Source organism: Actinomadura violacea, from assembly GCF_017573465.1.
Taxonomy (GTDB): Bacteria; Actinomycetota; Actinomycetes; order Streptosporangiales; family Streptosporangiaceae; genus Spirillospora; species Spirillospora violacea.
The window spans coordinates 229,610-252,473 of the sequence record NZ_JAGEPF010000012.1 but is presented as its reverse complement, the minus strand read 5'-3'; the positions used below and the strand labels follow the sequence as shown (position 1 = coordinate 252,473).

General features: G+C 74.5%; 16 protein-coding genes. 11 read left to right on the top strand and 5 right to left on the bottom strand.

Annotated elements, in window-relative coordinates; all coding sequences use genetic code 11:
- The first annotated feature begins 59 nt into the window (after nucleotides 1–59).
- A complete protein-coding gene (locus J4709_RS20870; protein WP_208243255.1) occupies nucleotides 60–1,805 on the top strand; it encodes a dolichyl-phosphate-mannose--protein mannosyltransferase in 1,746 nt (581 codons plus the stop codon).
- Nucleotides 1,806–1,827: 22 nt separating this feature from the next.
- On the opposite strand, the gene J4709_RS20865 is transcribed toward J4709_RS20870, so the two are convergent.
- Entirely contained in the window at nucleotides 1,828–3,030 is a 1,203-nt protein-coding gene (locus tag J4709_RS20865) for an MFS transporter (protein WP_208243247.1), read from the bottom strand.
- A 114-nt stretch (nucleotides 3,031–3,144) separates the two neighbouring features.
- Between J4709_RS20865 and J4709_RS20860 the strand changes: the two genes are divergently transcribed.
- The 3 genes from J4709_RS20860 to bla all read left to right on the top strand — a co-directional run bounded on the left by J4709_RS20860 (nucleotide 3,145) and on the right by bla (nucleotide 6,319).
- Entirely contained in the window at nucleotides 3,145–4,149 is a 1,005-nt protein-coding gene (locus J4709_RS20860; RefSeq protein ID WP_208243245.1) for a LacI family DNA-binding transcriptional regulator, read from the top strand.
- A 60-nt stretch (nucleotides 4,150–4,209) separates the two neighbouring features.
- A complete protein-coding gene (locus tag J4709_RS20855) occupies nucleotides 4,210–5,241 on the top strand; it encodes a magnesium transporter CorA family protein (RefSeq protein WP_208243242.1) in 1,032 nt (343 codons plus the stop codon).
- 106 nt (nucleotides 5,242–5,347) lie between these two features.
- A complete protein-coding gene (gene bla, locus J4709_RS20850) occupies nucleotides 5,348–6,319 on the top strand; it encodes a class A beta-lactamase (RefSeq protein WP_208243240.1) in 972 nt (323 codons plus the stop codon).
- 73 nt (nucleotides 6,320–6,392) lie between these two features.
- On the opposite strand, the gene J4709_RS20845 is transcribed toward bla, so the two are convergent.
- A complete protein-coding gene (locus J4709_RS20845) occupies nucleotides 6,393–8,042 on the bottom strand; it encodes a penicillin-binding transpeptidase domain-containing protein (RefSeq protein ID WP_208243238.1) in 1,650 nt (549 codons plus the stop codon).
- Between the two features lie 108 nt (nucleotides 8,043–8,150).
- Here J4709_RS20845 and J4709_RS20840 point away from each other — a divergent pair, with 108 nt between their 5' ends.
- Together J4709_RS20840 and J4709_RS20835 are read left to right on the top strand one after the other, a co-directional pair.
- Nucleotides 8,151–9,113, top strand: coding sequence for a LysR family transcriptional regulator (locus J4709_RS20840; protein ID WP_208243236.1), 963 nt, complete (start codon nucleotides 8,151–8,153; stop codon nucleotides 9,111–9,113).
- Nucleotides 9,110–10,018 carry a serine hydrolase gene (locus J4709_RS20835; RefSeq protein ID WP_208243234.1) on the top strand — a complete coding sequence of 303 codons (909 nt, stop codon included), beginning with the start codon at nucleotides 9,110–9,112 and terminating at the stop codon, nucleotides 10,016–10,018. Before J4709_RS20840 ends, J4709_RS20835 begins: the two co-directional genes overlap by 4 nt.
- A gap of 25 nt (nucleotides 10,019–10,043) precedes the next feature.
- On the opposite strand, the gene J4709_RS20830 is transcribed toward J4709_RS20835, so the two are convergent.
- Entirely contained in the window at nucleotides 10,044–10,574 is a 531-nt protein-coding gene (locus J4709_RS20830; protein ID WP_208243232.1) for a hypothetical protein, read from the bottom strand.
- Between the two features lie 178 nt (nucleotides 10,575–10,752).
- On the opposite strand from J4709_RS20830, the gene J4709_RS20825 reads away from it, so the two are divergent.
- Nucleotides 10,753–13,464: an AAA family ATPase gene (locus J4709_RS20825; RefSeq protein ID WP_208243230.1), complete on the top strand. Its 2,712-nt coding sequence runs from the start codon at nucleotides 10,753–10,755 to the stop codon at nucleotides 13,462–13,464.
- A 92-nt stretch (nucleotides 13,465–13,556) separates the two neighbouring features.
- Complete coding sequence (locus tag J4709_RS20820) at nucleotides 13,557–15,098, top strand: toprim domain-containing protein (protein WP_208243227.1); 1,542 nt, start codon at nucleotides 13,557–13,559, stop codon at nucleotides 15,096–15,098.
- 52 nt (nucleotides 15,099–15,150) lie between these two features.
- Here J4709_RS20820 and J4709_RS20815 read toward each other — a convergent pair whose 3' ends face one another.
- Nucleotides 15,151–16,155, bottom strand: a complete 1,005-nt coding sequence (locus J4709_RS20815; protein ID WP_208243226.1) for an alpha/beta fold hydrolase — start codon at nucleotides 16,153–16,155, stop codon at nucleotides 15,151–15,153.
- Nucleotides 16,152–17,429 carry an amidase gene (locus J4709_RS20810; RefSeq protein ID WP_208243224.1) on the bottom strand — a complete coding sequence of 426 codons (1,278 nt, stop codon included), beginning with the start codon at nucleotides 17,427–17,429 and terminating at the stop codon, nucleotides 16,152–16,154. The genes J4709_RS20815 and J4709_RS20810 overlap by 4 nt, the downstream gene beginning before the upstream one ends.
- Nucleotides 17,430–17,515: 86 nt before the next feature.
- On the opposite strand from J4709_RS20810, the gene J4709_RS20805 reads away from it, so the two are divergent.
- The 3 genes from J4709_RS20805 to J4709_RS20795 all read left to right on the top strand — a co-directional run bounded on the left by J4709_RS20805 (nucleotide 17,516) and on the right by J4709_RS20795 (nucleotide 22,858).
- Nucleotides 17,516–18,580, top strand: coding sequence for a LacI family DNA-binding transcriptional regulator (locus tag J4709_RS20805; protein WP_208243221.1), 1,065 nt, complete (start codon nucleotides 17,516–17,518; stop codon nucleotides 18,578–18,580).
- A gap of 283 nt (nucleotides 18,581–18,863) precedes the next feature.
- Nucleotides 18,864–20,390 carry a gamma-glutamyltransferase gene (locus J4709_RS20800; RefSeq protein WP_307801394.1) on the top strand — a complete coding sequence of 509 codons (1,527 nt, stop codon included), beginning with the start codon at nucleotides 18,864–18,866 and terminating at the stop codon, nucleotides 20,388–20,390.
- Between the two features lie 95 nt (nucleotides 20,391–20,485).
- Nucleotides 20,486–22,858: a phosphoketolase family protein gene (locus tag J4709_RS20795; protein ID WP_208243219.1), complete on the top strand. Its 2,373-nt coding sequence runs from the start codon at nucleotides 20,486–20,488 to the stop codon at nucleotides 22,856–22,858.
- The last annotated feature ends 6 nt before the right edge of the window (nucleotides 22,859–22,864 follow it).

Below are 22,864 nucleotides of genomic sequence, written 5' to 3'. Positions count from 1 at the left end.
GCGCCGGGGCCGGGCCGCCACCGGGCCGGGCGGCCGGGAGTCGGCTCTACGATTGCCAGATGGCGACGACGGATCTGGCTCCGGCGAACGCGTCCCGGTGGCGGCCGCCCTCCCCCCGCGAGTGGCTCGCCCCCGCGGTCCCGGGCGGTGTCCTGGCGGGCTGGCTCGGCCCCCTGCTGGTGACGCTGTTCGCGGGCTTCCTGCGCTTCTACCGGCTCGGACAGCCGAAGGCCGTGGTCTTCGACGAGACCTACTACGCCAAGGACGCGCTGGCCCTGCTGAAGTTCGGCTGGGAGCACAACACCGTCGACAACGCCGACAAGCTGCTGATCGCCGACCCGCACGCGAACATCTGGGGGCAGGGGCCCTCGTTCGTCGCCCACCCGCCGTTCGGCAAGTGGATGATCGCGATGGGCGAGTGGGCGTTCGGCGCGACGCCGTTCGGGTGGCGGTTCGTGCCCGCGCTCGTCGGCACCCTGTCGGTGCTGATCCTGTGCCGGGTCGCCCGCAAGATGACCGGGTCGACGCTGCTCGGCTGCGCGGCGGGGCTGCTGCTGGCGCTGGACGGGCTGGAGTTCGTGACGAGCCGGGCCGCGCTCCTCGACATCTTCGTGATGTTCTGGATCCTGGCCGGGTTCGCGTGCCTGGTGAACGACCGGGACCGTTCCCGGCGCGTCCTCGCCGACCGGATCGAGGCGGGCGCGACGTCGGTGTACGGGCCGTTCCTGGCGCACGGATGGCGCTGGGGGGCGGGGATCTGCCTCGGCCTGGCGTGCGCGACCAAGTGGACGGGCGTGTTCTACGTCGCCGCGTTCGGCCTGATGGTGGTGTGCTGGGACTACGGGGCGCGGCGCGCGGCCGGGGTCCGGGAGCCGATGGCGGGGACGCTGCTGCTGGAGGCGGGGCCCGCGTTCGTCCAGCTCGTGGTGGTGGCGCTGGTCAGCTACCTGGCGACCTGGTCGGGCTGGATCTTCAAGCCGGGCGGGTGGGGGCGCGGCCACGCCTCGAGTCACTGGTGGTGGCGGCCGTTCGAGGCGATGCCGCACCTGCTGGACTACCACCGGCAGATGCTGGACTTCCACAACAACCTGGACGCCAAGCACCCGTACCAGTCGTGGCCGTGGGACTGGCCGATCCTGCGCCGTCCGGTGGCGTTCTTCTACACCGAGCCGAAGTCGTGCGGGGCGTCGCGGTGCTCGCGGGAGATCCTCGGGATCGGGACGCCCTCGCTGTGGTGGGGGGCGCTCGCGGCGCTGATCGTGGTGCTGTTCATCTGGCTGCTGCTGCGCGACTGGCGGGCCGGGGCGATCGTGCTGGGGTTCCTGGCGGGCTGGCTGACCTGGTTCCCGTCGGCGTTCCGCGACCGGACGATGTTCCTGTTCTACGCGACGCCGCTGATCCCGTTCATGGTGCTGGCGGTCGTGCTGGTGCTCGGCTACCTGATAGGACCGGCGTCGGGGCTGGTGGGCGCGCATGCGGCGGCGTCCGGACGGCCCGAGGAGGAGGTCCCGGCCTACGGGCACGACGAGACCTTCCCGGACAAGGCGTTCCAGGACAAGGCGTTCCAGGACGAGGCGTTCCAGGACGAGATGCACGGGCCGAGCGGCGCGCGGGTCGCGGCCGTTCCGGCGTCGGTGCCGTCTCCGGTGCCGCCGGGGGTGCGGCGGCTCGTCGGCGCGGCCGCGGCGGGCGCGTTCGTGCTGGTGGTACTGGCGAACTTCGCGTACTTCTATCCGATCCTGGCGGCGCAGACGCTGACCTACGACGCCTGGCACGCCCGGATCTGGTTCAAGTCCTGGATCTGACGCCCGTCAGGAGCGCGCCCCGTCAGGAGAGGACTTCGGCGGGGACGGGGCGGACGGGTGCGGGGCGGAGCGTCCGGCCGCCGAGCAGGCACAGGGCGAGGGCGAGGACGCCGCCGATGCCGGCGCCCGCGAACGCGCCCGGCACCCCGGCGAGCTTCTCGCCGAACCCGGCTACGGCGGAGCCGAGCGCGCCGCCCGCGCCGATCGCCGCGACGACCCACGCGAACGCCTCGGTGACGGTGCCGCTCGGCGCGAGCCGGTCGACGAGGGTGAAGCTGCAGGCCAGCACGGGTGCGAGGAACACACCGCTGACGAACGCGAGCACCGACATCGCGGCCAGGCCGGGCGCGAGGACGAGCGGGACGTACCCGGCGGCGAGCGCGGCGAGCAGCCACGGCAGCCGCCGGTGCGCCTCGCCCGTCCAGGGCCGGGCGCCGTAGGCGAGGCCGCCGGCGAGGGCGCCTGCGGCCATGCAGGCGAGGAGCAGCCCGGACGCGATGCCGCTGTGGAGGCGTTCGGCGTAGGCGACGACGGCGACGGCGTAGACGCCGAGGGCGATGCCGGCGCAGGCGAGGGAGATCAGCAGGACGCGCAGGCCGGGCGAGCGGAGCGGCCCGGCCCAGTCGGCGGCGCGGGGCTCGCCGGTCCAGCGGCGCGACGGCCCGGACAGCGCGACGACGAGGGTCCCGGCGATGCCGACGAGGCCGGTGAGGACGAGCGCGGTCTCGGTGCTGATCGCGGCCGCGGCGACGACGAGCAGCGGCCCGACGGAGAAGAGGATCTCCTGGGCGGCGGCGTCGAGGGCGTAGGCGGCGTCGACCTGCTCGGGGCCGTCCAGGACGGCGGGCCACAGGGCCCGGAGCCCGGCCTCCAGCGGCGGTGTGGCGAACCCGGCGAGGACGACGGCGGCGACCGCGACGGGCAGCGGGCTCGCACCGACCACCGCGAGCAGCGTGAACCCGGCGGCGGAGAGGCAGGCGGCGGGCACCAGGACGCGCGGCTGGCCGTAGCGGTCCATGGCGCGGCCGAGGACGGGCTGCCCGGCGGCCATCGCGAGGCCGAGGACGGCGGCGAGGGTGCCGGCGAGCGGGTAGCCGCCGCCGTCGGCGCGCACGTGCAGCACGACGGCGAGCGCGCCCATGCCGTTGGGCAGCCGGCCGAACAGCGTCCCGCCGAGCAGCCGTGCCGCGTGCGGCCGCTTCAGGAAGACGACATAGCCCCGCATTCCGTGCCCCCGTCGCGCTAGTCATACGTATTACCCCGTCGGTCATACGTACCACTTCCCGGGCGTCCGGCTCTAGTCTGTTTTCCGTGACCGACGTCTCCGAGGGAGGCCCACGTGCCGGTGGCCGGCCGTCCCACCAGTAAGGACGTCGCCCAGGAGGCCGGTGTCTCGCAGTCCACGGTCTCGCTGGTGCTGGGCGGGAAGTGGAGCGGCCGCGTCTCCCCCGCCACCGCGCGCAGCGTGCGGACCGCCGCCGAGCGGCTCGGCTACCGGCCGAACCAGGCCGCGCGGAACCTGCGGCTCGGCACCACCCGGACCGTCCTGCTGATGGTGCCGACCCTCACCGCGCCGTTCTTCGGGCCCGTCTACACCGGCGCCGCGCGGGTCGCGGCGCGGCACGGGTTCGGCGTCGTGGTGTCCACCTGGCCGGACGGCGCGGACGGCCCGGCCGAGAGCCCGTTCCCCGCGCCGCACGAGGCGATCGACGGGGTGCTGGCGTCGTCGATGCCGGCGGTGGCGCTGGACCGTTTCCACGGGACGCCCGCCGTGCTGCTCGACAGCGGCCCGGACAGCGACGTCCCCACCGTCGACTTCGGGGTGGCCGCCGGGATGCGCGCGATCGCCGCGCACCTGGCCGGGCTCGGGCACCGCCGCTTCGGCCATGTCGCGGCGGGCGTCGACCAGTGGACGTTCCATGCCCGCGCGGAGGCGCTCGCCGCCGAGGTCGCGGCGCGGGGCGGCACGCTGGAGCGGTCGGCGTGCGCGATCGACGTCGCCTCGGCCCGGGACGCGGCGCAGCGGCTGCTCGCCCGCCCCGACCCGCCGACCGCGCTGGTCTGCGACGACGACCTGATCGCGGCGGGCGCCTACAAGGCGGCGCGCGCGCTGGGGCTGGACGTGCCGGGCGAGGTGTCGGTCACCGGGTTCGACGACGTGCTGCTGGCGACCGCGCTGGAACCGGAGCTGACGACGGTCCGGCTGCCCGCCGAGGAGATGGGCGCGCAGGGCATGACCGCGCTGCTGGAGCTGCTGGACGGCGGCCGCCCGGCGCCCCGGGTGCTGCCCGGCCGGCTGGTGGTGCGCGGCTCGTCCGCCCCGCCGCGCGCGCCTGTGCTCTGATGGTGCTGTGATCCCGCGCGCACTCCGTGATCTTCCGGCGACTCGGGTATAAGGGGGCGCATGGCGCATCCCTCCGAAGCCGGTGCCGAGCCGTTCCCGCCCGACGAGGCCGTGGTCCCCCCGCCCCGCACGCGCGTCTGGCGCGCCGGGAGGCTCGAGGCGCACGACTTCCCCGTCGCCGAGGTCAGCGACTACCTCGAGCAGAAGGACACGGTCGTCTGGGTCGACCTGTGCGCGCCGCAGCGCGCCGACCTGCGGGTGATCAGCGACGAGCTGGGCCTGGACCCGGTCGCGGTCGAGGACGCGGTGTCCCGGCACGAGCGCGCCAAGATCGACCGCTATGAGGGCTACGCGTTCCTGAACGTCTACGTGCCGCGGATCCGGGACGGGGACCTGGAGCTGCACGAGGTGTCGGCGTTCCTCGCCGAGCGGGCGCTGGTCACGGTGCGGCAGGGCCCCGGCTTCGACATCGACGCGCTCGTCCGGCGCTGGGACGAGAGCCCGGGCGTCGACCTCGGCGAGACCGGCGCCGGCTACCTGCTGTACGGGCTGCTCGACCTGGTCGTCGACCTGCAGCTCGACGCGGTGCAGGCGCTGGACGACGAGGCCGACGACGTCGAGTCGATGATCTTCGACGAGGCGTTCCCGGTGCGCGAGATCCAGCGGCGCAGCTTCCGGCTGCGCAAGAACCTGGTGGCGCTGCGCCGGGTCGCGCTGCCGATGCGCGAGGTGGTGAACACGCTGCTCCGCCGCGACCTGCGGCTGGTCGCCCCGGCGCTCGCGCCGTACCTGCAGGACGTCTACGACCACACGCTGCGCGTCGGCGAGTGGACCGACGGGCTGCGCGACCTCGTCGCGAACCTGCTCGACACCCGGATCGCGCTGCAGGGCAACCGGATGAACGAGGTGATGAAGAAGGTCACCAGCTGGGCGGCGATCATCGCGGTGCCGACGGCGGTGACCGGCTTCTACGGGCAGAACGTGCCGTATCCGGGGTTCTCCTCGCATGCCGGGTTCATCGTCAGCTCGGTGATCATCGTGGTGTGCAGCGTCGCGCTCTATGCCGTCTTCAAATTCCGCGACTGGCTCTGAACTCCGGCATTCACCGGGACGACCAGCATGAATATGTGAATTGATATCGTCTCGCCACAGATATCAGTATTGGACACGCCCGTTCCGGCTCTGGTCTTCTCTCCTCATGCGCGAATACCGACGACGCTTCCGCACGGCCACCGCGGTCACGGTCACCGCCGCGACCGCCCTCGCCGGCCTCACGGCATGCGGATCCAGCGAGACTCCCAGCAGGCAGGCCGCTCCGCGGAGCGCCTCCGCGCCGCTCGGCGCGTCCCCGGCCCTCCGTCCCGCCGACTCCCAGGCGTCCGTCACCGAACGCCTGAAGAAGCTTGAAAAGACCCACGACGACCGTATCGGCGCCTATGCACTGAACACCGGGACCGGACGTTTCGTCGCCTACCGGGCGGACGAGCGGTTCCCGTTCCTGTCCACTTTCAAGGCGATGGCGTGCGGCGCGGTCCTGCAGAAGGCGCGCCGTTCGGACCCGGGCCTGATGAACCGGGTCATCCATTATACGAAGGACGACCTGGTGGACAACTCGCCGGTCACCGAAAAGAACGTGAAGCGCGGGATGACCGTTTCCGCCCTGTGCAAGGCGGCCATAACGCGAAGCGACAACACGGCCGGCAACCTGGTGCTCAGGCAGATCGGCGGCCCGGCCGGGCACACCGCGTTCCTGCGCTCCCTCGGCGATCGCGTCACCCGCCACGACCGCTGGGAGACCGACCTCAACCTGTGGAAGCCGGGCGAGGAGCGTGACACCACCACGCCGCGCGCCTGGGCCGGCGATCTGCGCTCCCTCACCGTCGGCGGCACGCTCACCCGCCAGGACGGGAACCGCCTGACCGGCTGGATGAAGCAGACGATCACCGGCGACCACCGCATCCGCGCGGGCCTGCCGAAGAACTGGAAGGTCGGCGACAAGACCGGCACCGGCGGCACCTACGGCACCGCCAACGACATCGCGATCGCCTGGCCCCCGTCCGGCGCGCCGGTGATCATCGTGATCACCACGAACCGCCCCGCCGCCGACGCCGGAACCGACGAACCGGCCATCGCCGAGACCGCCGGCATCCTCGCAGGCGCCGTCCGCTGACCGTTGAGTTGCGGCGTGTCGGCCTTAAGCGAGCGCTTTTAAGGACGACACGCCGCAAGTGAACGGGGTTCGGTCAGAGGGAGTTGAGGAAGTGGGCGGCGATCGGGGCGGCGGCCTCGGCGCCGGTGCCGCCGCCTTCGACGATCACCGCGAAGGACAGGTCACCGCGGTAGCCGATGAACCAGGCGTGGGTCGGCGGATTGTCGCCCGACCCGAACTCGGCCGTCCCGGTCTTGCCGGCCGTGCCGGACGGGAAGTTCACCCCGGACGCGGTGCCCTCGCTCACGACCGCCGGCATCAGCGAGTGCAGCGCCGACTTCACCGCCGGCTCCAGCTTGTGCGGCGGCTCGGCCTTGCGGCCGCCCGCGTCCACGGCCTGCGAGACCAGCGACGCGTCGACCAGGCGCGGCGAGCGCCACACGCCGTCCGCCGCCGCGCCGGCGACCGCGGCCATGTTCAGCGGGCTGGTCAGCACCTCGCCCTGCCCGAACGAGGCCGCCGCGAACGCGGTGTCGTCCTTGTTGTCCGGGAACGAGGCGCGGACGGCGGGCAGCCCCGCGACGACCGGCGCGTTGAACCCGAACTGCGAGGCGACCTGGGCGAGCCGCTTCTCCCCCAGCTTGTCCACGGCGAGCTTCGCGAACGTCGTGTTGCAGGAGTGCGCGAACGCCTCGCGGAGCGCGACCGTCCCGAAGTCCTCGTGCTGGTAGTTGTGGAACGAGCGGCCGCCGACCGTCGTGGTGGCCGGGCACGGCACCTTGGTGGACGGCGACATCCCGCCCGCGACGAGCGCCGCGGCGGTGACGACCTTGAAGGTGGAGCCGGGCGGGTAGCGGCCCATCAGCGCCCGGTTGTAGCCGCCGGGCTTGTTCGCGACGGCCAGGATCTCGCCGGTGGACGGGCGGAGCGCGACCAGCGACGCGGGCTTGGCCGCCGAGCCGAGCGCCTTGCCCGCCGCGGCCTGCACCTTCGTGTCGATGGTGGTCCGCAGCGGCTTGCCGTCCGCGCCGCCGAACCGCTTCACGGTCTTCACCGGCCTGCCCTTCGCGTCCGTGATCTGGACGGCGAGGGCGGGCGTGCCCGCGAGCCGCTTCTCGTACTGCTTCTGCAGGCCGTCGGCGCCGACGGGGTCGCCCTTGCGGTACGGGGCGCCGAGCTTGCCGGCGGCCTCGGCGGACGCGGGTCCGACCGGCCCGGTGAGCTGCTGGACGGACCCGGACGGCGACCCGGCGAGGCTGCCGCCGTCCGCGGCCGTGATGTCGGCGCGGGCGGGCCAGGCGCGCGCCGCGCTCAGCCGCTGGCCCTCCTTCAGCCCCGGGTACATGAGCTCGGGCGACCAGGAGACCAGCCACTTCCCGTCGCGCTTGGTGAGCGGGAGCGCGCCCGTGTACCCGAAGGCGCGGTCGCCGGCGAGGGTCAGCGCGGCGTTGTAGGAGCCGCCGGCGGTGTCGCCCTTCGGGTCGCCGACGGAGGCGACGGTGTAGCGCTGGGCGGTGACGCCGAGGCCGTCGTGCATGGCGGTGAACCGGGCGGTGAAGTCGGCGGGCGGATCGGCGGTCAGGGCGCGCATCGCGGCGGTGTCGCCGCGGCTCCACGCCGCCAGGTAGCGCTTCGCGGTGTCCTCGGGTCCGTCCCCGTCCCGCAGGAACCACACCGCCCCCGCCCCCACGAGCACGGCCACGGCCGCCACGGCGGCGACGACGGCCACACGGGATCGGCGCATGTCATGTCCTTTCGGTCGTTGGACGCCCAAGAACACCAGGCCGGAGCCCGGATGTCCAAGATTGATATCAGGGGGACAGCGATAGGGATTTTGATATGGTCCCTGGTCGTGAACATAGTCGGTCATCTCGGCTGCTTCGTCGCGGTGGCCGAGGAACTGCACTTCGGGCGGGCGGCGGAGCGGCTCGGCATGGCCCAGCCGCCGCTCAGCCAGCGGATCCAGCGGCTGGAGCGCGAGCTCGGGGTGCGGCTGTTCGACCGGTCCAGCCGGAAGGTGGAGCTGACCGCGCCCGGGCGGCTGCTGCTGGACGAGGCCCGTGACATCCTCGCCCGCGTGGACCGCGTGTACTCCGTCGCCGAACGGGCCCGGCTCGGCGAGGTCGGCACCGTGCGGGCCGGCCTGCCGAGCGACCTCGGCGGCCCGATCGTCGCCGCGCTGATCGCCGCGTTCCGGGACCGCCGCCCCGACCTGCGGCTCGACCTGCGCGAGACGGGGACCGCCGAGCAGGTCCGCGCGCTCGCCGAGGGCGCGCTGGACGCCGGGATCGTCCGGCACCCGTGCGACTCGCGCGGCCTCGGGCTCGGCCCGATGCTCGGGCAGCCGGTCGGGGTGCTGCTGCCCGAGGGCGCCGGGCTCGCCGCGTCCCCGGAGGTGCACCTCGCCGACCTGACCGGCCGCGACCTGGTCGTCTTCCCGCGCGAGGAGGCGCCGGGCGCCTACGACGAGACGCTGGCCGCGTGCCGCCGGCACGGGTACGCGCCGCCCGCCGTGCACGAGGCGCGGCATCCGCAGTTCGCGCTCGGGCTCGTCCTCGCCGGGACGGCGGTGGCGCTCGTCCCGCGCACCGACGACTCGGCCGGGGTGACGTGGCGGCCGCTGGTCGGCGGGCCGCTGGTGTGGCGGACGTCGTGCGCGTGGCGGCGCACCCGCGACCCCGAGCACGAGCGCGCCATCGCCGACTTCACCGCGGTCGCGGCGGCGGTGCTGCGCCGCGAGGCGGGGATGGCGCCGGTGGACGCCGCGCCGCCGCGCCGCGTCGTGGCCCGCCCGTCCTCGGGGTTCCTGGCATGACCGGCGCACGGGACACGGTGGCCGGGGACACGGCGGTGCGGATCGAGGCGGCGTTCCGGGGCGCGGGCGTCACCGGGTTCCTGCACGCGGCCGACATCGACACCGGACGGGAGGTCGCGGTCCGCGCCGCCGAGCCGGTGGTGCTGGCGTCGGTGTTCAAGGTGCCGCTGCTGGTCGCGTTCCACCGCCGCGCCGCCGCGGGGCTGCTCGACCCGGCCGAGCAGGTCACGCTGCTCGCCGGGAACCGCACGTCCGGGCCGACCGGGGTGTCGGCGCTGCTGGACGACGTGCGGATGTCGCTGCGCGACCTCGCCTGCCTGATGATCACGGTGAGCGACAACGCGGCGGCGGACGTCCTGCTGGACCGGGTCGGGCTGGCGGCGGTCAACGACGCCGCCGCGCGGCTCGGGCTGCGCGACACCGTGGTGACGGGCGGCGGCCGGCAGCTGTTCGACGACCTGCTCGCCGACGCGGGCGCGTCCGGGTTCCCGGAGGTGTGGGCGCGGCTCGACGAGCCCGGCATGGCGGCCCGGCTGCGCGCCCTGGACCCGGCCCGGACGAGCCGCAGCACGCCCCGCGACATGACCCGGCTGCTCGCCGCGATCTGGCGGGACGAGGCGGCGCCGGCGGACGGGTGCGCGGCGATGCGCCGGCTGTTCGGGCTGCAGGTGTGGCCGCACCGGTTGTCGTCCGGCTTCCCCTACGACGACGTGCTGGTCAGCGGGAAGACGGGGACGCTGCTGACGGTCCGCAACGAGGTGGGCGTCGTGGAGTACCCGGACGGCGGCCGGTACGCGGTCGCGGTGTTCACCCGGTCGCTGCTGCCGATCGCGGTGCTGCCGCAGGCGGACGCGGTGATCGGCACGGCGGCGCGGCTGGCCGTGGAGTCGCTGCGCCGCCGCTGACCCGCGGGCTCGCGGGCGGGCCGGATCAGCGGGGGTCGTCCCGCATGTCGAGGTCGTCGAGCGCGGCGTGGTCCATCGGCGCGAGGGAGGCGTTCCTGATCTTGCCTTCGGGGCGGCGGCGCGGGATCGCGGCGGCCCCGAGCTCGATGAACACGCCGGAGCAGTCGATCCCGAACCCGCCGCCGCGCTCGAACAGCAGCACCAGCGGCTCGTACGGGCCGGGCAGTGCGGGCAGCGGCACGCCCGCGTCCTGGAGGGCGGCGAAGTGCAGGGCGGCGGCGCAGGCCCGGGACGTCGGCGCCATGACGATGTGCGGAACCGCGTCGAGGACGCGGCGGACGACGTCCGGGTCCGCGCGGACGTCCGGGTCGATCAGGTCCGGCAGCGTCAGGAACGGCCCGGAGCCCCGGACTCCCAGGTGCCGCGCCCAGCGTTCGCCGCGGTGCAGGTGCTCGCGCATGAGGGCGATGCGGGAGCGGCTGTGAAGCTCGTCACCCTCGTACGTCCAGTCGATCGCGAGCAGCCGCGCGGCGAGTTCCGCGACGCGTTCCGGCACGCTCCCACCCCCTCATCTCCGGCAATCCTCGCAAGCCCGGCGGGGTGGCGCCGCACCGCGTCCGGCCGGTGACCGAACGTGGCCGACCCGATACGGGTGATCCGGCCGACCGCTAATCCAGCACCCCTTCCGTAAACGTAGGCTGTACCCCTGCTTTGATCTCTCTTGGAGGAACGCGTTGCGGCTGCCGGAGCATCTGGAGCTACTGCTCACCGACGAGCCGGTGCTCGACGTCTACGCGCACGGCCCCTGGCGCGTCCCCGACGGGCTGTTCGAGGAGGTCTCCGCGCGCATCGACGCGCTCGCGAACGACCCCCGCGCCGCCGACCTCACCACCGACGAGCACAAGCTGCTGACGCTGCCCGCCTCGCTGGTCACCGCGGAGATCTTCGGCATCCTGGCGTTCCTGCCCGGCGGCGGCGCGATCAAGGCGGGGTCGTGGTCGCAGCTGCCCGAGCGGCTGCTGCACCGGCACCTGGCCAACCCCGGCACGCTGAGCACCCGGATGACCCGCTGGGACGCGCCGGGCGGCCGGTGGCGCCCCCCGGTCGACTGGCTGATCGAGGCGCCCGACCGGGAGCTCGCGATCGAGCTGGCCCGCGAGTGCCTCGGCGTGCTGGAGGGCATCGAGCCGCTGGAGGGGCGCCGCAAGGCGCTGCTGCGGCTCTACTCCGACCCGCCCGAGTGCGACATGAACCTGCCCAAGATGGAGCTGCGCGAGCACTGGCACGCGCACGCCGCCGACGACATCGTCGCCGCCGTCCCCGAGCTGCTCGGCCCCGTCGGCTACCTCGACTGGGTGTGCGAGGGGCTGCTCGCCGCCCACGCGATCCTCGCGGAGGCCGCGCCGCGCGACGAGTCCGTCGAGTCGCACCTGATCCAGCTGCTCCTGCAGGGCAGCATGGAGCACATCCCGGCGGAGCTGGCCGCCGCCCTCGGCGAGGACCGCTACCACGACCTGCAGCAGCGCTTCCCCGCCGAGCGCCGCGGCTTCAAGGCCGACGCCTGGCAGCAGCGCACCCGCGCCTGGCTCGTCAAGGCGCTGGTCGCGGGCGCCGCCGACGCGTGCCGCGCCTGGCTCGACATGGCGATGCGGTTCGTCGCGATCGTGCAGGGCCTGCCCGGCGACCCGTGGTTCCCCAAGGCCGAGTGGATCCCGGTCGGCCAGTTCCAGACCGACCTGCGCCGGCTGTACGCGCCGCGCCGCCGCGTCGTCAACCCGCTCACCGAGTCCCTCAAGGCGCCCGAGGCCGCCGGGACCGAGGACGGCGGGACCGCCGCGACGGCCGCCGCCAAGCGCGCCGAGCTCGCCACCGCGCTGATCGGGCAGCCCGAGCTGACCGCCGCGCTGGAGGACCTGTCGCGCGGCAAGGAGCCCGTCCGGCTGCTGATCGCGGGCCCGGACGGCACCGGCAAGCGGGACGCGGCGCAGGAGCTCGGCAAGGCGCTCGCGCTCGGCCGCGACCCGCTGTGGGTCACCGACAACCTGTACGCCGGGCAGCGGCTGTCGGACGCGGTCGCCAAGCTGCACGCCGACACCCGCGACTGCGCCGGCGACCGGCTGCTGATCATCGACGGGCTGGACGGCATCGTCGCCGACCCCGGCAACGGCGAGGCCATCGCCGACGAGCTGCACCGGCTGCTGGCGATCCACCCCGAACTGAACCTCGTCGTGCTGTGCGACGCGGGCGGCGACGAGCGGATCCGCGACGTCAACCCGGTCCTGCCCGGACGGTTCCGCATCGCGCGGACCAGGCCGTTCGACGCGCAGAGCCACGCCGAGCTGTTCCGCCGGGCGCTGGAGCGGCTCGGCGCGCGCGCCACCCGGCAGGCCGTCGAGGCGGCGGGCGTGCTGCTGGCCGCGACGCCGCCGATGCAGTCGCTGCGCAACGCGCGGCTGGCGCCCTACCTCGCCGACCAGGTCGTCGCGGCGGTCCGGGAGCGCACGGAGGGCGGGGCGGAGATCGTCGTGCGCAAGGGCGACGTCCCGGCCGCGCTCGACACCGCGCAGTCCGCCGGGAACCCGCTGCACGAGCTGCGCGACCTCACCGGCCTCGACACCGTCAAGCACGAGATCGCGCTGCTGGTCGCGGGCACGCACGCGGCGCGGCTGCGCAGCGAGTCGGGCCTGCGGATCACCCCGCCGACGCGGCACATGGTGTTCACCGGCAACCCCGGCACCGGCAAGACGATGGTGGCGCGGCTGCTCGGCCGGATCTACAAGAAGCTCGGCGTGCTGTCGTCCGGGCACCTGGTCGAGGCGTCCCGCGCGCACCTGGTCGGCGAGTACATCGGGCAGACCGCGCCGCGCACCCGGCGGCTCGTCGAGCGCGCGATCGGCGGCGTGCTGTTCATCGACGAGGCGTACACGCTCACCCAGTCGCCGCTGAAGGGCGACTACGGGCACGAGGCCATCGCCGAGCTGGTCAAGCTGATGGAGGACCACCGCGACGACCTCGTGGTGATCGTCGCCGGCTACCAGCAGGAGATGGCCGAGTTCCTGGCCGCCAACCCCGGCCTGGACTCGCGCTTCCCCAAGCAGATCCACTTCCCCGACTACAGCGACGACGAGCTGATCACGGTGTTCGGGCAGCTCGCGGAGGCCGACGGGTTCCGGCTCGCGGCGGGCACCGAGGAGACGCTGCGCTCGATGCTGCGGACCGCGCCGCGCGGCCCGTCGTTCGGCAACGGCCGGCTGATGCGCAACCTGCTGGACGTCGCCGTCGCCAACCAGGCCGACCGGATCGCGTCCGCCGCGATCGGCGCCGGGGCCGCACCGGGCGCCGCGCCGCCGAAGCCGCCGGCGAAGAAGGAGCTGCTCACCCTCACCGCCGAGGACCTGCCGCCGCTGCTGGACCACCCGGAGGAGTTCTTCGGCCTGTACCTGTGACGCCTGTACGCGGGACGCCTGTACGCGGGGCATTGCGGGTATGACTCAGGCGGCTTCCCCGCCTGTGTCGTACCACCGAAGGCGAGGGACCCGTGACCGCCACCCCCCGGGAGGACGATCGGCGCCGCCTGGCCGCGCTGCTGCGCGACATGGCCGCCCATGAGACGTCGCTGCTGCGCGACGGGACGCGTCCGTGGACGTGGTGGCTCGACCGGGCCGTCCTGCACGGGCGCCGCCACGGCTACATCAACACGCTGCTGATCGGCGCCCAGTGGCGCGCGGCGGCGGACGTCCGCTCGTACGAGGACTGGCGGGCGGCCGGACGCCAGGTCAGGCGGGGCGAGACGGGCATCCGCGTGCTGTCGCGGACGGGCCGGCCGTACGCCGTGTTCGACATCGCGCAGACGGCGGGCCTGCCGCCGCCTCCCGTCCCCGCCGGGCCGCCCGCGCCGCCCGACGGGGTCGTCCGGCGGCTCGTGGACGAGCAGGGCCTCGCGCCGGTCGAGGCCGATTCCGTCGCGTACCTCGTGCAGGCGTGGCTCGGCCTGGAGCCGGAGCCGCCGGTCTTCCCCGTGAACGCGTTCTGGGCGGGCGCCGACGCGGGCGACCGGATCCTGCGGACGGCGCGCCGCGTCCACGACCGGGTGCGCGACCCGTCCGGCGGGGTCCTGCCGGACGCGCACCGGTTCTTCCGCGCCCGCCTGAAGGCAAGCTGGGTGCCCGCCTACCTGGACGGGCGCGGTTTCCCGGCCGCCGTGCAGCGGCGCCGCCAGATCGGCTGCGCACCGGACTCCCCGCACGCGCTCATCGACCACCTGCGCTCCCTCGGCCACCCCGACGAGGCGATCGTCGCGGCGGGACTGGCGCGGCACGGGGCGTCGGGACGGCCGCACGTGATGTTCCGCGACCGCGCGATGTTCCCGATCCGCAGGCCGGACGGGGTGATCGCCGGGTTCATCGGCCGCCGCCGCGACGGCGGCGAGGGTCCGAAGTACCTCAACGGCCCGGACACGGAGTTCTTCCACAAGGGCGAGCTGCTCTACGGCCTGCACGAGGTCCGGGACCGGCTGGCGGCCGGGGCGCGCCCCGTCCTGGTGGAGGGCCCGCTGGACGCGATCGCCGTCGAGGTGGCGGGCCCGTCCGAGTTCGCGGCCGTCGCGACCTGCGGACTGTCGCTCACCGCCGCCCATCTGGCCGCGCTCGCGGCCGCCGCCGACCTCGCCGCCGCGGGCGTTCTGACCGCGTTGGACGACGACCCGGCGGGCCGTTCGGCGGCCGTCCGCGCGTGGGACGTCCTGAACCGGGTGACCGGCCCGCTCGATCTGGCGCACCTGCCGGGCGGTGAGGACCCCGCGGGCGTGCTGGCCGCACACGGCCGCGACGCCCTGCTCAGCGCGCTGCGCGCTGCCGTCCCGCTGATGGACGCGGTCGTGGACGCGGCGGCGGCCCGCGCGGGCGGCCCGCTCACCACGCCCGAGCAGCGGCTCGCCGCGCTCCGCGCCGCCTGCGGCCCGCTCGCGGCGCGGCCGTCCGGGGCGGCGCGGCAGGTCGTCCGCCTGGCGGCCCGCACCGCCCTCCCCGCGTCCCTGGTCACCGAGACCGTCACCGACCACATCGCGCCGCCCCGTCGTTGACTTGCGGCGTGTCGGCCTTAAGAAGGGTCCTTTAAGGCCGACACGCCGCAAGTCAACGGGTCAGGACGTCGCGGATCGCGGTCTCGATGAAGGCGGTGTCGGCGGGGTTGACGCCGCGTCCGGCCTGGTGGCCCCAGAGCCCGGGGATGACGCGGACCTCGCCGTCCGGGACGTGCCGGACGGCCTCCTGCTCGTCCTCGGGCGGGAAGTACAGGTCCTTCTCGCCGGGCAGCGAGACGAGCCGGGCCTTGATCGACGCGAGCGCCTCCGCGGCGCCGCCGGGCAGGCCCGCGCCGATGTCGGCGTGCTCGCCGGACCAGAGCTGGGCGAGCAGGTCGTTGGGGTCGTAGTCGAGGAAGTTGGTCTCCCAGAGCCCGGCGACGAAGTCGTCCAGCGACGCGAAGCCGAGGTCGCGGTAGCGCTCCTCGCGGTGCCACTGCTGGGAGAAGCCCCAGGGCGCGAAGACGCGGCCGAAGGTCCGGAGCCAGGGGTCGGGCGGCGTGTCGTACCAGCCCTGCGCGAACGCGGGGTCGGCGGTGAGGGCGGCGCGCAGGCCGCCGATCCACAGCCGCAGGTGCGGGGAGGCGCCGGCCGCGGCGTTGAACGGGATCGCGGCCTCGACCATGTCCGGATGGGAGACGGCCCACTGGTAGGTCTGGACCCCGGCCATCGACCAGCCGAGGACGAGCCGCAGCCGCCGGATGCCGAACCGCTCGGTGACCAGGCGGTGCTGGGCGCGGACGTTGTCGCGGATGGTGACGTGCGGGAAGCGGGCGCGATGGTAGGGCGGCGGGGTGTTGGACGGCGACGACGACAGCCCGTTGCCGAACATGTCGGGCACGATGATGAAGTACCGCTCGGGATCGAGGGCGCGGCCGGGGCCGATCAGCCATTCGTTGTCGGTATGCCGGCTGGCGAACGCGGTGGGGTACAGAATCGCGTTGGATCGTTCCACATTCAGCGTGCCGTACGTCGCGTACGCCAGCCGCGCCGGACGCAGCGTCGCGCCCCCGTCCAGGACGAAATTGTCGATCTCGAAGATCTCGTGGTCGGTCAAGGCGTTGTCCTTTCGGCCAGCTGGAATAGCAGGTCCTCGTCGCCCGCGAGGGCGATCAGTTGCAGGCCCACCGGCAGGCCGCGGACGGTTCCGGCGGGGACGCTGAGCGCGGGCAGGCCGAGGACGTTCCAGGGGCAGGTCATGCTGAGCAGCGCCGGTTGCACCGGGCCCAGCTCGCACTCCCGCGTCCCGATCTCCGGAGCGGTGATCGGGACGGTCGGGAGCGCGAGCACGTCGTACCGGCGCAGCAGCGCCACGGCCTCCTCCACGAACCGCGCCCGTTCGCGGGACGCGCGGACGTACCGCCAGCCGGGCACCCGCTCCGCGTGGCGCAGCCGGTCGAGCGTGACCCGCTGGTACAGCTCCGGGGAGACCGCGACGCGTTCGGCGTGCACGTCGTAGGCCTCGCTGTCCTGGATCGCGGCGAAGACGCGGCGCAGCGCCCGCAGGTCGACGCGTTCGGCGGGCGCGTCCGGGACGAGCCGCCGGACGGCGTCCGCCACCTCCTCGGCGACCGGCACGCCGCCCCCGACCCAGGCCACGCGAAGGCCGTCCCGCGCGGCCAGAGCATGGGAGGGCCGCCGTGTCAGGACCCGGTAGGCGGTCCGGCAGTCGGCGGCGGTCGCGGCGAGCACGCCGACGTGGTCGAACGACACCGACAGCGGGAAGACGCCGCCGGTGGGGACGGCGCCGTAGGCGGGCTTGAAGCCGGCGACGCCGCAGAGCGCGGCCGGGATCCGGACGGACCCGCCGGTGTCGGTGCCGATCGCGAGCGGAACCATGCCCGCGGCGACCGCCACCGCGCTGCCGCCGCTGGACCCGCCGGAGATCCGGGACGGGTCGCGGGGGTTGCGGGACGGGCCGTTCACGGCGGTGTCGCCGCTCGCGCCGTAGGCGAACTCGTGCGTGGTGGTCTTGCCGACGATCACCGCGCCGGCCTCGCGGAGGCGGGCGACGCAGGCCGCGTCGGTGCCGGCGACGTACCCGGCGAAGTGCGCGGACCCCATCCCGGTGGGCAGGCCGGCGACGTCGACGATGTCCTTGATCCCGACCGGGACGCCGTGCAGCGGGCCGCGGTCGCGGCCGGCGGCGAGCTCCTCGTCGGCGGTGCGGGCGGCGGCGGCCGCGCCCGCGGCGTCCACGGTGGCGAAGGCGTTGAGGGACGGGTCCACCGACCCCAGCGCGCGGTCGAGCAGCCCGGCGGCCGTCGCGGCGCCCGACCGCAGGTCGCGGGCCAGGCCGCCGAGCGTCCGCCCGGCGAAGTATCCGGTCATCGCGCCTCCCGAAACCGTTGCCCAAACGTTTGGGTAGCATGGCCCGCGTTGTGTTCCGCCGTCAAGCCGGAGGATGATCTCCCCCGATGGACAGGCCCGTGACGCTCCGCGCGATCGCCGACCGGCTCGGCGTGCACGTCTCGACCGTGTCCCGGGTCCTGAACGCGCGGGCCGAGGACGGCGCGCGCGCCGCGTCCGGCGAGACCGCCGAGCGCATCCGGCGCCTCGCCGCCGAACTCGGCTACCGGCCGAACCCGCACGCGACCAGCCTGCGCACCAGCCGCAGCAACCTGATCGGCGTGCTCGTGCCGCGGCTGTCGGACCTCGTGCTCGCCACGATCTACGAGGGCATCGAGGACGAGGCCGCCGGGCACGGGCTGTCGGCGTTCGTCACCAACACCCGCGACGACCCCGCGACGCAGCGCGCCCGCACCGAGATGGTGCTCGCCCGCCGGGTCGACGGGATGATCTTCGGCGACGCGCACCTGGACGGCCGGCTGCTCACCGAGACCGCCGCCAGGGGCACCCCGTTCGTGCTGGTCAACCGGCGCGCGCCCGGGTTCCCGTCGGCGACCTGCGACGACGTCCTCGGCGGCCGGCTGGTCGCCGAGCACTTCCTCGCCCTCGGCCACGAGCGCGCCGCGGTGGTCGCCGGCCCCCCGCACGCCAGCACCGGCGCCGACCGGACCGCCGGGTTCCTCGCCGCCTACCGGGACGCGGGCGCGCCCGAGCCGCTCGTCGAGCACTCGGGGTTCGACACCGCCGGGGGCCGCGCCGCCGCGACCGCGCTGCTGCCGCACCGGCCCACCGCGATCTTCGCGGTGAACGACTTCGCCGCCATCGGCGCGGCCGGCGCCGCCCGCGACGCCGGGCTGCGGCTCGGCGCCGACATCGCCGTCGCCGGGTTCAACGACACCCCGCTCGCCGCCGAGCTGCCGGTGCCGCTGACCAGCGTCCGGTCCCCGATGGCCGAGATGGGCCGCCGGGCGGTCGGGCTGCTGCTGCGGCTGCTCGGCGGCGAGCCCGCCGAATCCGTGCGGCTCGCCCCGTCGCTGGCCGTCCGGGCCTCGTCCGCGGGGCCTGGGAGCGGCCACGACGGCCGCTCGTCGCAGGAGACCGACCGTTCGGCGACGCGTCCGCCGGACGCGTGAACCTACGCGCCGGTACGCGGCAGGCTTCATCGCACCTTGTGGAGGCGTTCCCAGCCGGTTCGCTGGGGGGCGGGGCGGCGGCCGCGACGGCCGCCGCCCCTGTAACCGGTGCCTGCCACAGCCGGGTGGGGGGACGGGGCCACGGCGGCGCGGTCTGTAGGCGCGCACCCGCCGCCGTGGCCTCCCCGGCCCTCACTGCGCCCCGGGCGGCCGGTCAGGTCCGCTGACAACGCCCGCCATCTGGGCCTTTCGGCCCGCCGCTCCGGCAACTACCGTCAAGAGCGTGGAGCAGATCACCGGTACGGCCGACCGGGCGATGATCTGCACGGCCGACCACAGAGCGTCCTCGGCGGGCCTGGCGATCCTGCGGGCCGGCGGGTCCGCGGCCGACGCGGCGGTGGCGGCGAACGCGGTGCTGGCGGTGGTCGCACCGCACCGCTGCGGCCTGGGCGGCGACCTGTTCGCGCTGGTCCAGGACGGCCCGGGCCCGCCCGCCGCGCTGGACGCCGCCGGACGCGCCGGGTCGGGCGCCGACGCGGGAGCGCTCCGCGCGGAGGGCCGCCGGCGGATGCCGGTCCGGCACGACGTCCGGTCGGTGACCGTCCCCGGCTGCGTGGACGGCTGGCTCGCGCTGCACGCCCGGCACGGCCGGACGCCGCTCGCGGAGGTGCTGAGGTCGGCGGTGCTGCACGCCGAGCGGGGCTTCACCGCCTCGCCGGGACTCGTCGCGGCCTGCCGGGACGCCCCGGCCGGGGACGGGCTCGCGTGGCCGGTCCGTCCCGGCGAGCAGGTGAAGCGGCCGGGCATCGCCCGCGCGCTGCGGGCCGTCGTCGCGGCCGGCCGCGACGGGTTCTACCAGGGCGAATTCGGCGACGGGCTGCTCCGCCTCGGACGCGGCCTGTTCGCGCCGTCCGACCTCGCCGAGCCCTGCGCCGCGTGGGTGCGGCCGCTCGGCGTCCGCGCGTTCGGGCACGACGTGTGGACGGCCCCGCCGACGTCGCCGGGCCACGTGCTGCTCGCCGCCCTCGCGCTCGCCGCCGGGTTCGACCTGCCGGACCCCGCCGACCCCGGCTGGCCGCACCTGCTCGCCGAGTCGGTGCTGGCCGCCTCGGGCGAGGCCGCGGACGCCGCGGACGCCGCGCCGCTGCGCCCGGACCGCCTCGCCGCGCTGCGCGCCGCGATCGACCCGGCCCGGCACCGGCGGCGGCGCGCCACGGTCCCGCCCGGCGACGCCGCCTGCGTCTGCGTCGTGGACGACCGGGGCATGGCGATCGCGCTGCAGCAGTCGAACGGCACCGGTCTCGGCTCCCTCCTCGTCGAACCCGGAACCGGGATCAACCTCCACAACCGCGGCGCCGGGTTCACGCTGGCGCCCGGTTCGCCCGCCGAGTACGGGCCAGGGCGCCGCCCGCCGCACACGCTCATCCCGGTGCTCGCGACGCGTCCCGATGGCACGTTCCGCGCGGTGCTCGGCTGCCCGGGCGGCGGGATCCAGCCGCAGGTCGCGCTGCAGATCCTTGTCCGGCTGCTGCGCGGCGCGCCGCCGCGCGACGCGCTCGCCGCGCCCCGCTGGCGGCTCGCCGGGGGGCTCGGGCCGTTCGAGGCGCCGCAGGGCGACACCCCGATCCGGCTCGACCTGCAGGCCGGCGCCCCGGCCGCGTGGGGGCGCCGCCTGCCCGGCTACGGGCACGTCGTCCGGGCGGCGGCGGAGGACGAGGACTTCGGCGAGGCGCAGCTCATCGAGGCCGGCCCGGGCGGCGGCCTGCGCGGCGACGGCCCCTGCCCCTTCACCCTCCCCCGCGTCCGCTGAAGGCCCCGCCGCCGTGCGGCGCGCGGGGTTGAGGGGGCCCATCGAGGGGACGTGGTCCTTTCCGGGCGTATGCCGATCCATGAAGGGACCGCGCCATGACCGAGGCCGTCACCGCGTCCACCCCCCTGCCCGACGACGAGGTCCGGCGGATCGACGCGTACTGGAGAGCCGCGAATTACCTTTCGGTCGGGCAGATCTATCTCTTGAGCAACCCCCTGTTGCGGGAGCCGCTGCGGCGGCGCGACATCAAGCCGCGGCTGCTCGGCCACTGGGGCACCTCGCCCGGCCTGAACTTCTGTTATGCGCATCTGAACCGGGTCATCAGGGCGCGCGACCTCGACATGATCTACATCATGGGGCCGGGGCACGGCGGGCCGGCGGCGGTCGCGAACGCGTGGCTGGAGGGCACCTACAGCGAGGTGTACCCGGACGTGTCGCGGGACGGGCCTGGCATGGAGCGGCTGTTCCGGCAGTTCTCGTTCCCCGGCGGCATCCCGAGCCACGTCGCGCCGGAGACGCCCGGGTCGATCCATGAGGGCGGCGAGCTGGGCTACTCGCTCGCGCACGCGTACGGTGCGGCGTTCGACAACCCGGACCTGGTCGTGGCGTGCATCGTCGGCGACGGCGAGGCGGAGACCGGGCCCCTCGCGGCGTCGTGGCACTCGAACAAGTTCCTGGACCCGGTGCGCGACGGGGCGGTCCTGCCGATCCTGCACCTCAACGGCTACAAGATCGCGAACCCGTCGGTGCCGGCGCGAATCTCCGAGGAGGAGCTCGTCCAGCTGATGGACGGCTACGGGTACCAGCCGATCATCGTCAGCGGGGACGAGCCCGAGTCGATGCACCGGAAGATGGCCGTCGCGCTGGAGCGGGCGCTGGATGAGATCAGCGGCATCCAGCGGGCCGCCCGCGACGGCGGAGACACCGAGCGGCACCGCTGGCCGATGATCATCCTGCGGTCGCCGAAGGGCTGGACGGGGCCGAAGGTGGTCGACGGGCTGCCGGTCGAGAACACGTGGCGCGCGCACCAGGTGCCGCTCACCGGCGTCCGCGACGATCCCGAGCATCTCGCGCTGCTCGAAGAGTGGCTGCGCTCCTACCGTCCGGACGAGCTGTTCGACGAGGAGGGACGCCCGTTCCCCGCGCTCACGGACCAGGCGCCCGTGGGCGACCGCAGGATGAGCGCGAACCCGCACGCCAACGGCGGGCTGCTGCTGCGCCCGCTGAAGCTGCCCGACTTCCGCGACTACGCCGTCCCGGTCGGCAAGCCGGGGACGACGACGTCCGAGGCCACTCGCGTGTTCGGCACGTTCCTGCGGGACGTGGTGAAGGGCAACCCCGCCAACTTCCGGATCATGGGGGCGGACGAGACCGCGTCCAACCGGCTCGGCGAGGTGTTCGAGGCGACCGACCGGGTCTTCGAGGGCGAGCGGCTGCCGACCGACGAGCACCAGTCGCCGCACGGGCAGGTCATGGAGGTGCTCAGCGAGCACCTGTGCCAGGGCTGGCTGGAGGGCTACCTGCTGACCGGGCGGCACGGCCTGTTCAACAGCTACGAGGCGTTCGTCCACATCGTCGACTCGATGTTCAACCAGCACGCGAAGTGGCTCAAGGTGACGCGGCGGCTCCCGTGGCGGCGACCGATCGCGTCGCTGAACTACCTGCTGTCGTCGCATGTGTGGCGGCAGGATCACAACGGCTTCACCCACCAGGATCCGGGCTTCCTCGACGTGGTCATGAACAAGAAGCCGGAGATCGTCCGGGTGTACCTGCCGCCGGACGCGAACACGCTGCTGTCGGTCGGCGACCATTGTCTGCGGTCGCGCGACTACGTCAACGTCATCGTCGCGGGCAAGCAGCCGGCGCTGAACTGGCTGCCGATGGACCAGGCGGTCGCGCACTGCACGCGCGGCATCGGCATCTGGGAGTGGGCTTCCACCGACGGCGGCGCCGATCCCGACGTCGTGATGGCGTGCGCGGGCGACATCCCGACGCTGGAGACGCTCGCGGCCGTCGACATCCTCCGCCAGCTCTTCCCCGACCTGCGCGTCCGGGTGGTGAACGTGGTGGACCTGATGCGGATGGAGCCCGACACCGAGCATCCGCACGGGCTGCCCGACCGGGAGTACGACGCGCTCTTCACCACCGACAGACCGGTCATCTTCGCGTTCCACGGCTACCCGTACCTGATCCACCGGCTCGCCTACCGCCGCCACGGCCACGACCACCTGCACGTCCGCGGCTACAAGGAGGAGGGCACGACGACCACGCCGTTCGACATGGTGATGCTGAACGACCTGGACCGCTTCCACCTCGTCATGGACGTCATCGACCGCGTCCCGTCCCTCGGCGGCCGCGTCGCCCACATCCGCCAGCGCATGGCCGACCAGCGCCTCGCCCTGCGCGCTCACACGCGCGAGCACGGCGAGGACGCGCCCGAGGTCCGCGACTGGACCTGGCCTTACTGAAGCAGA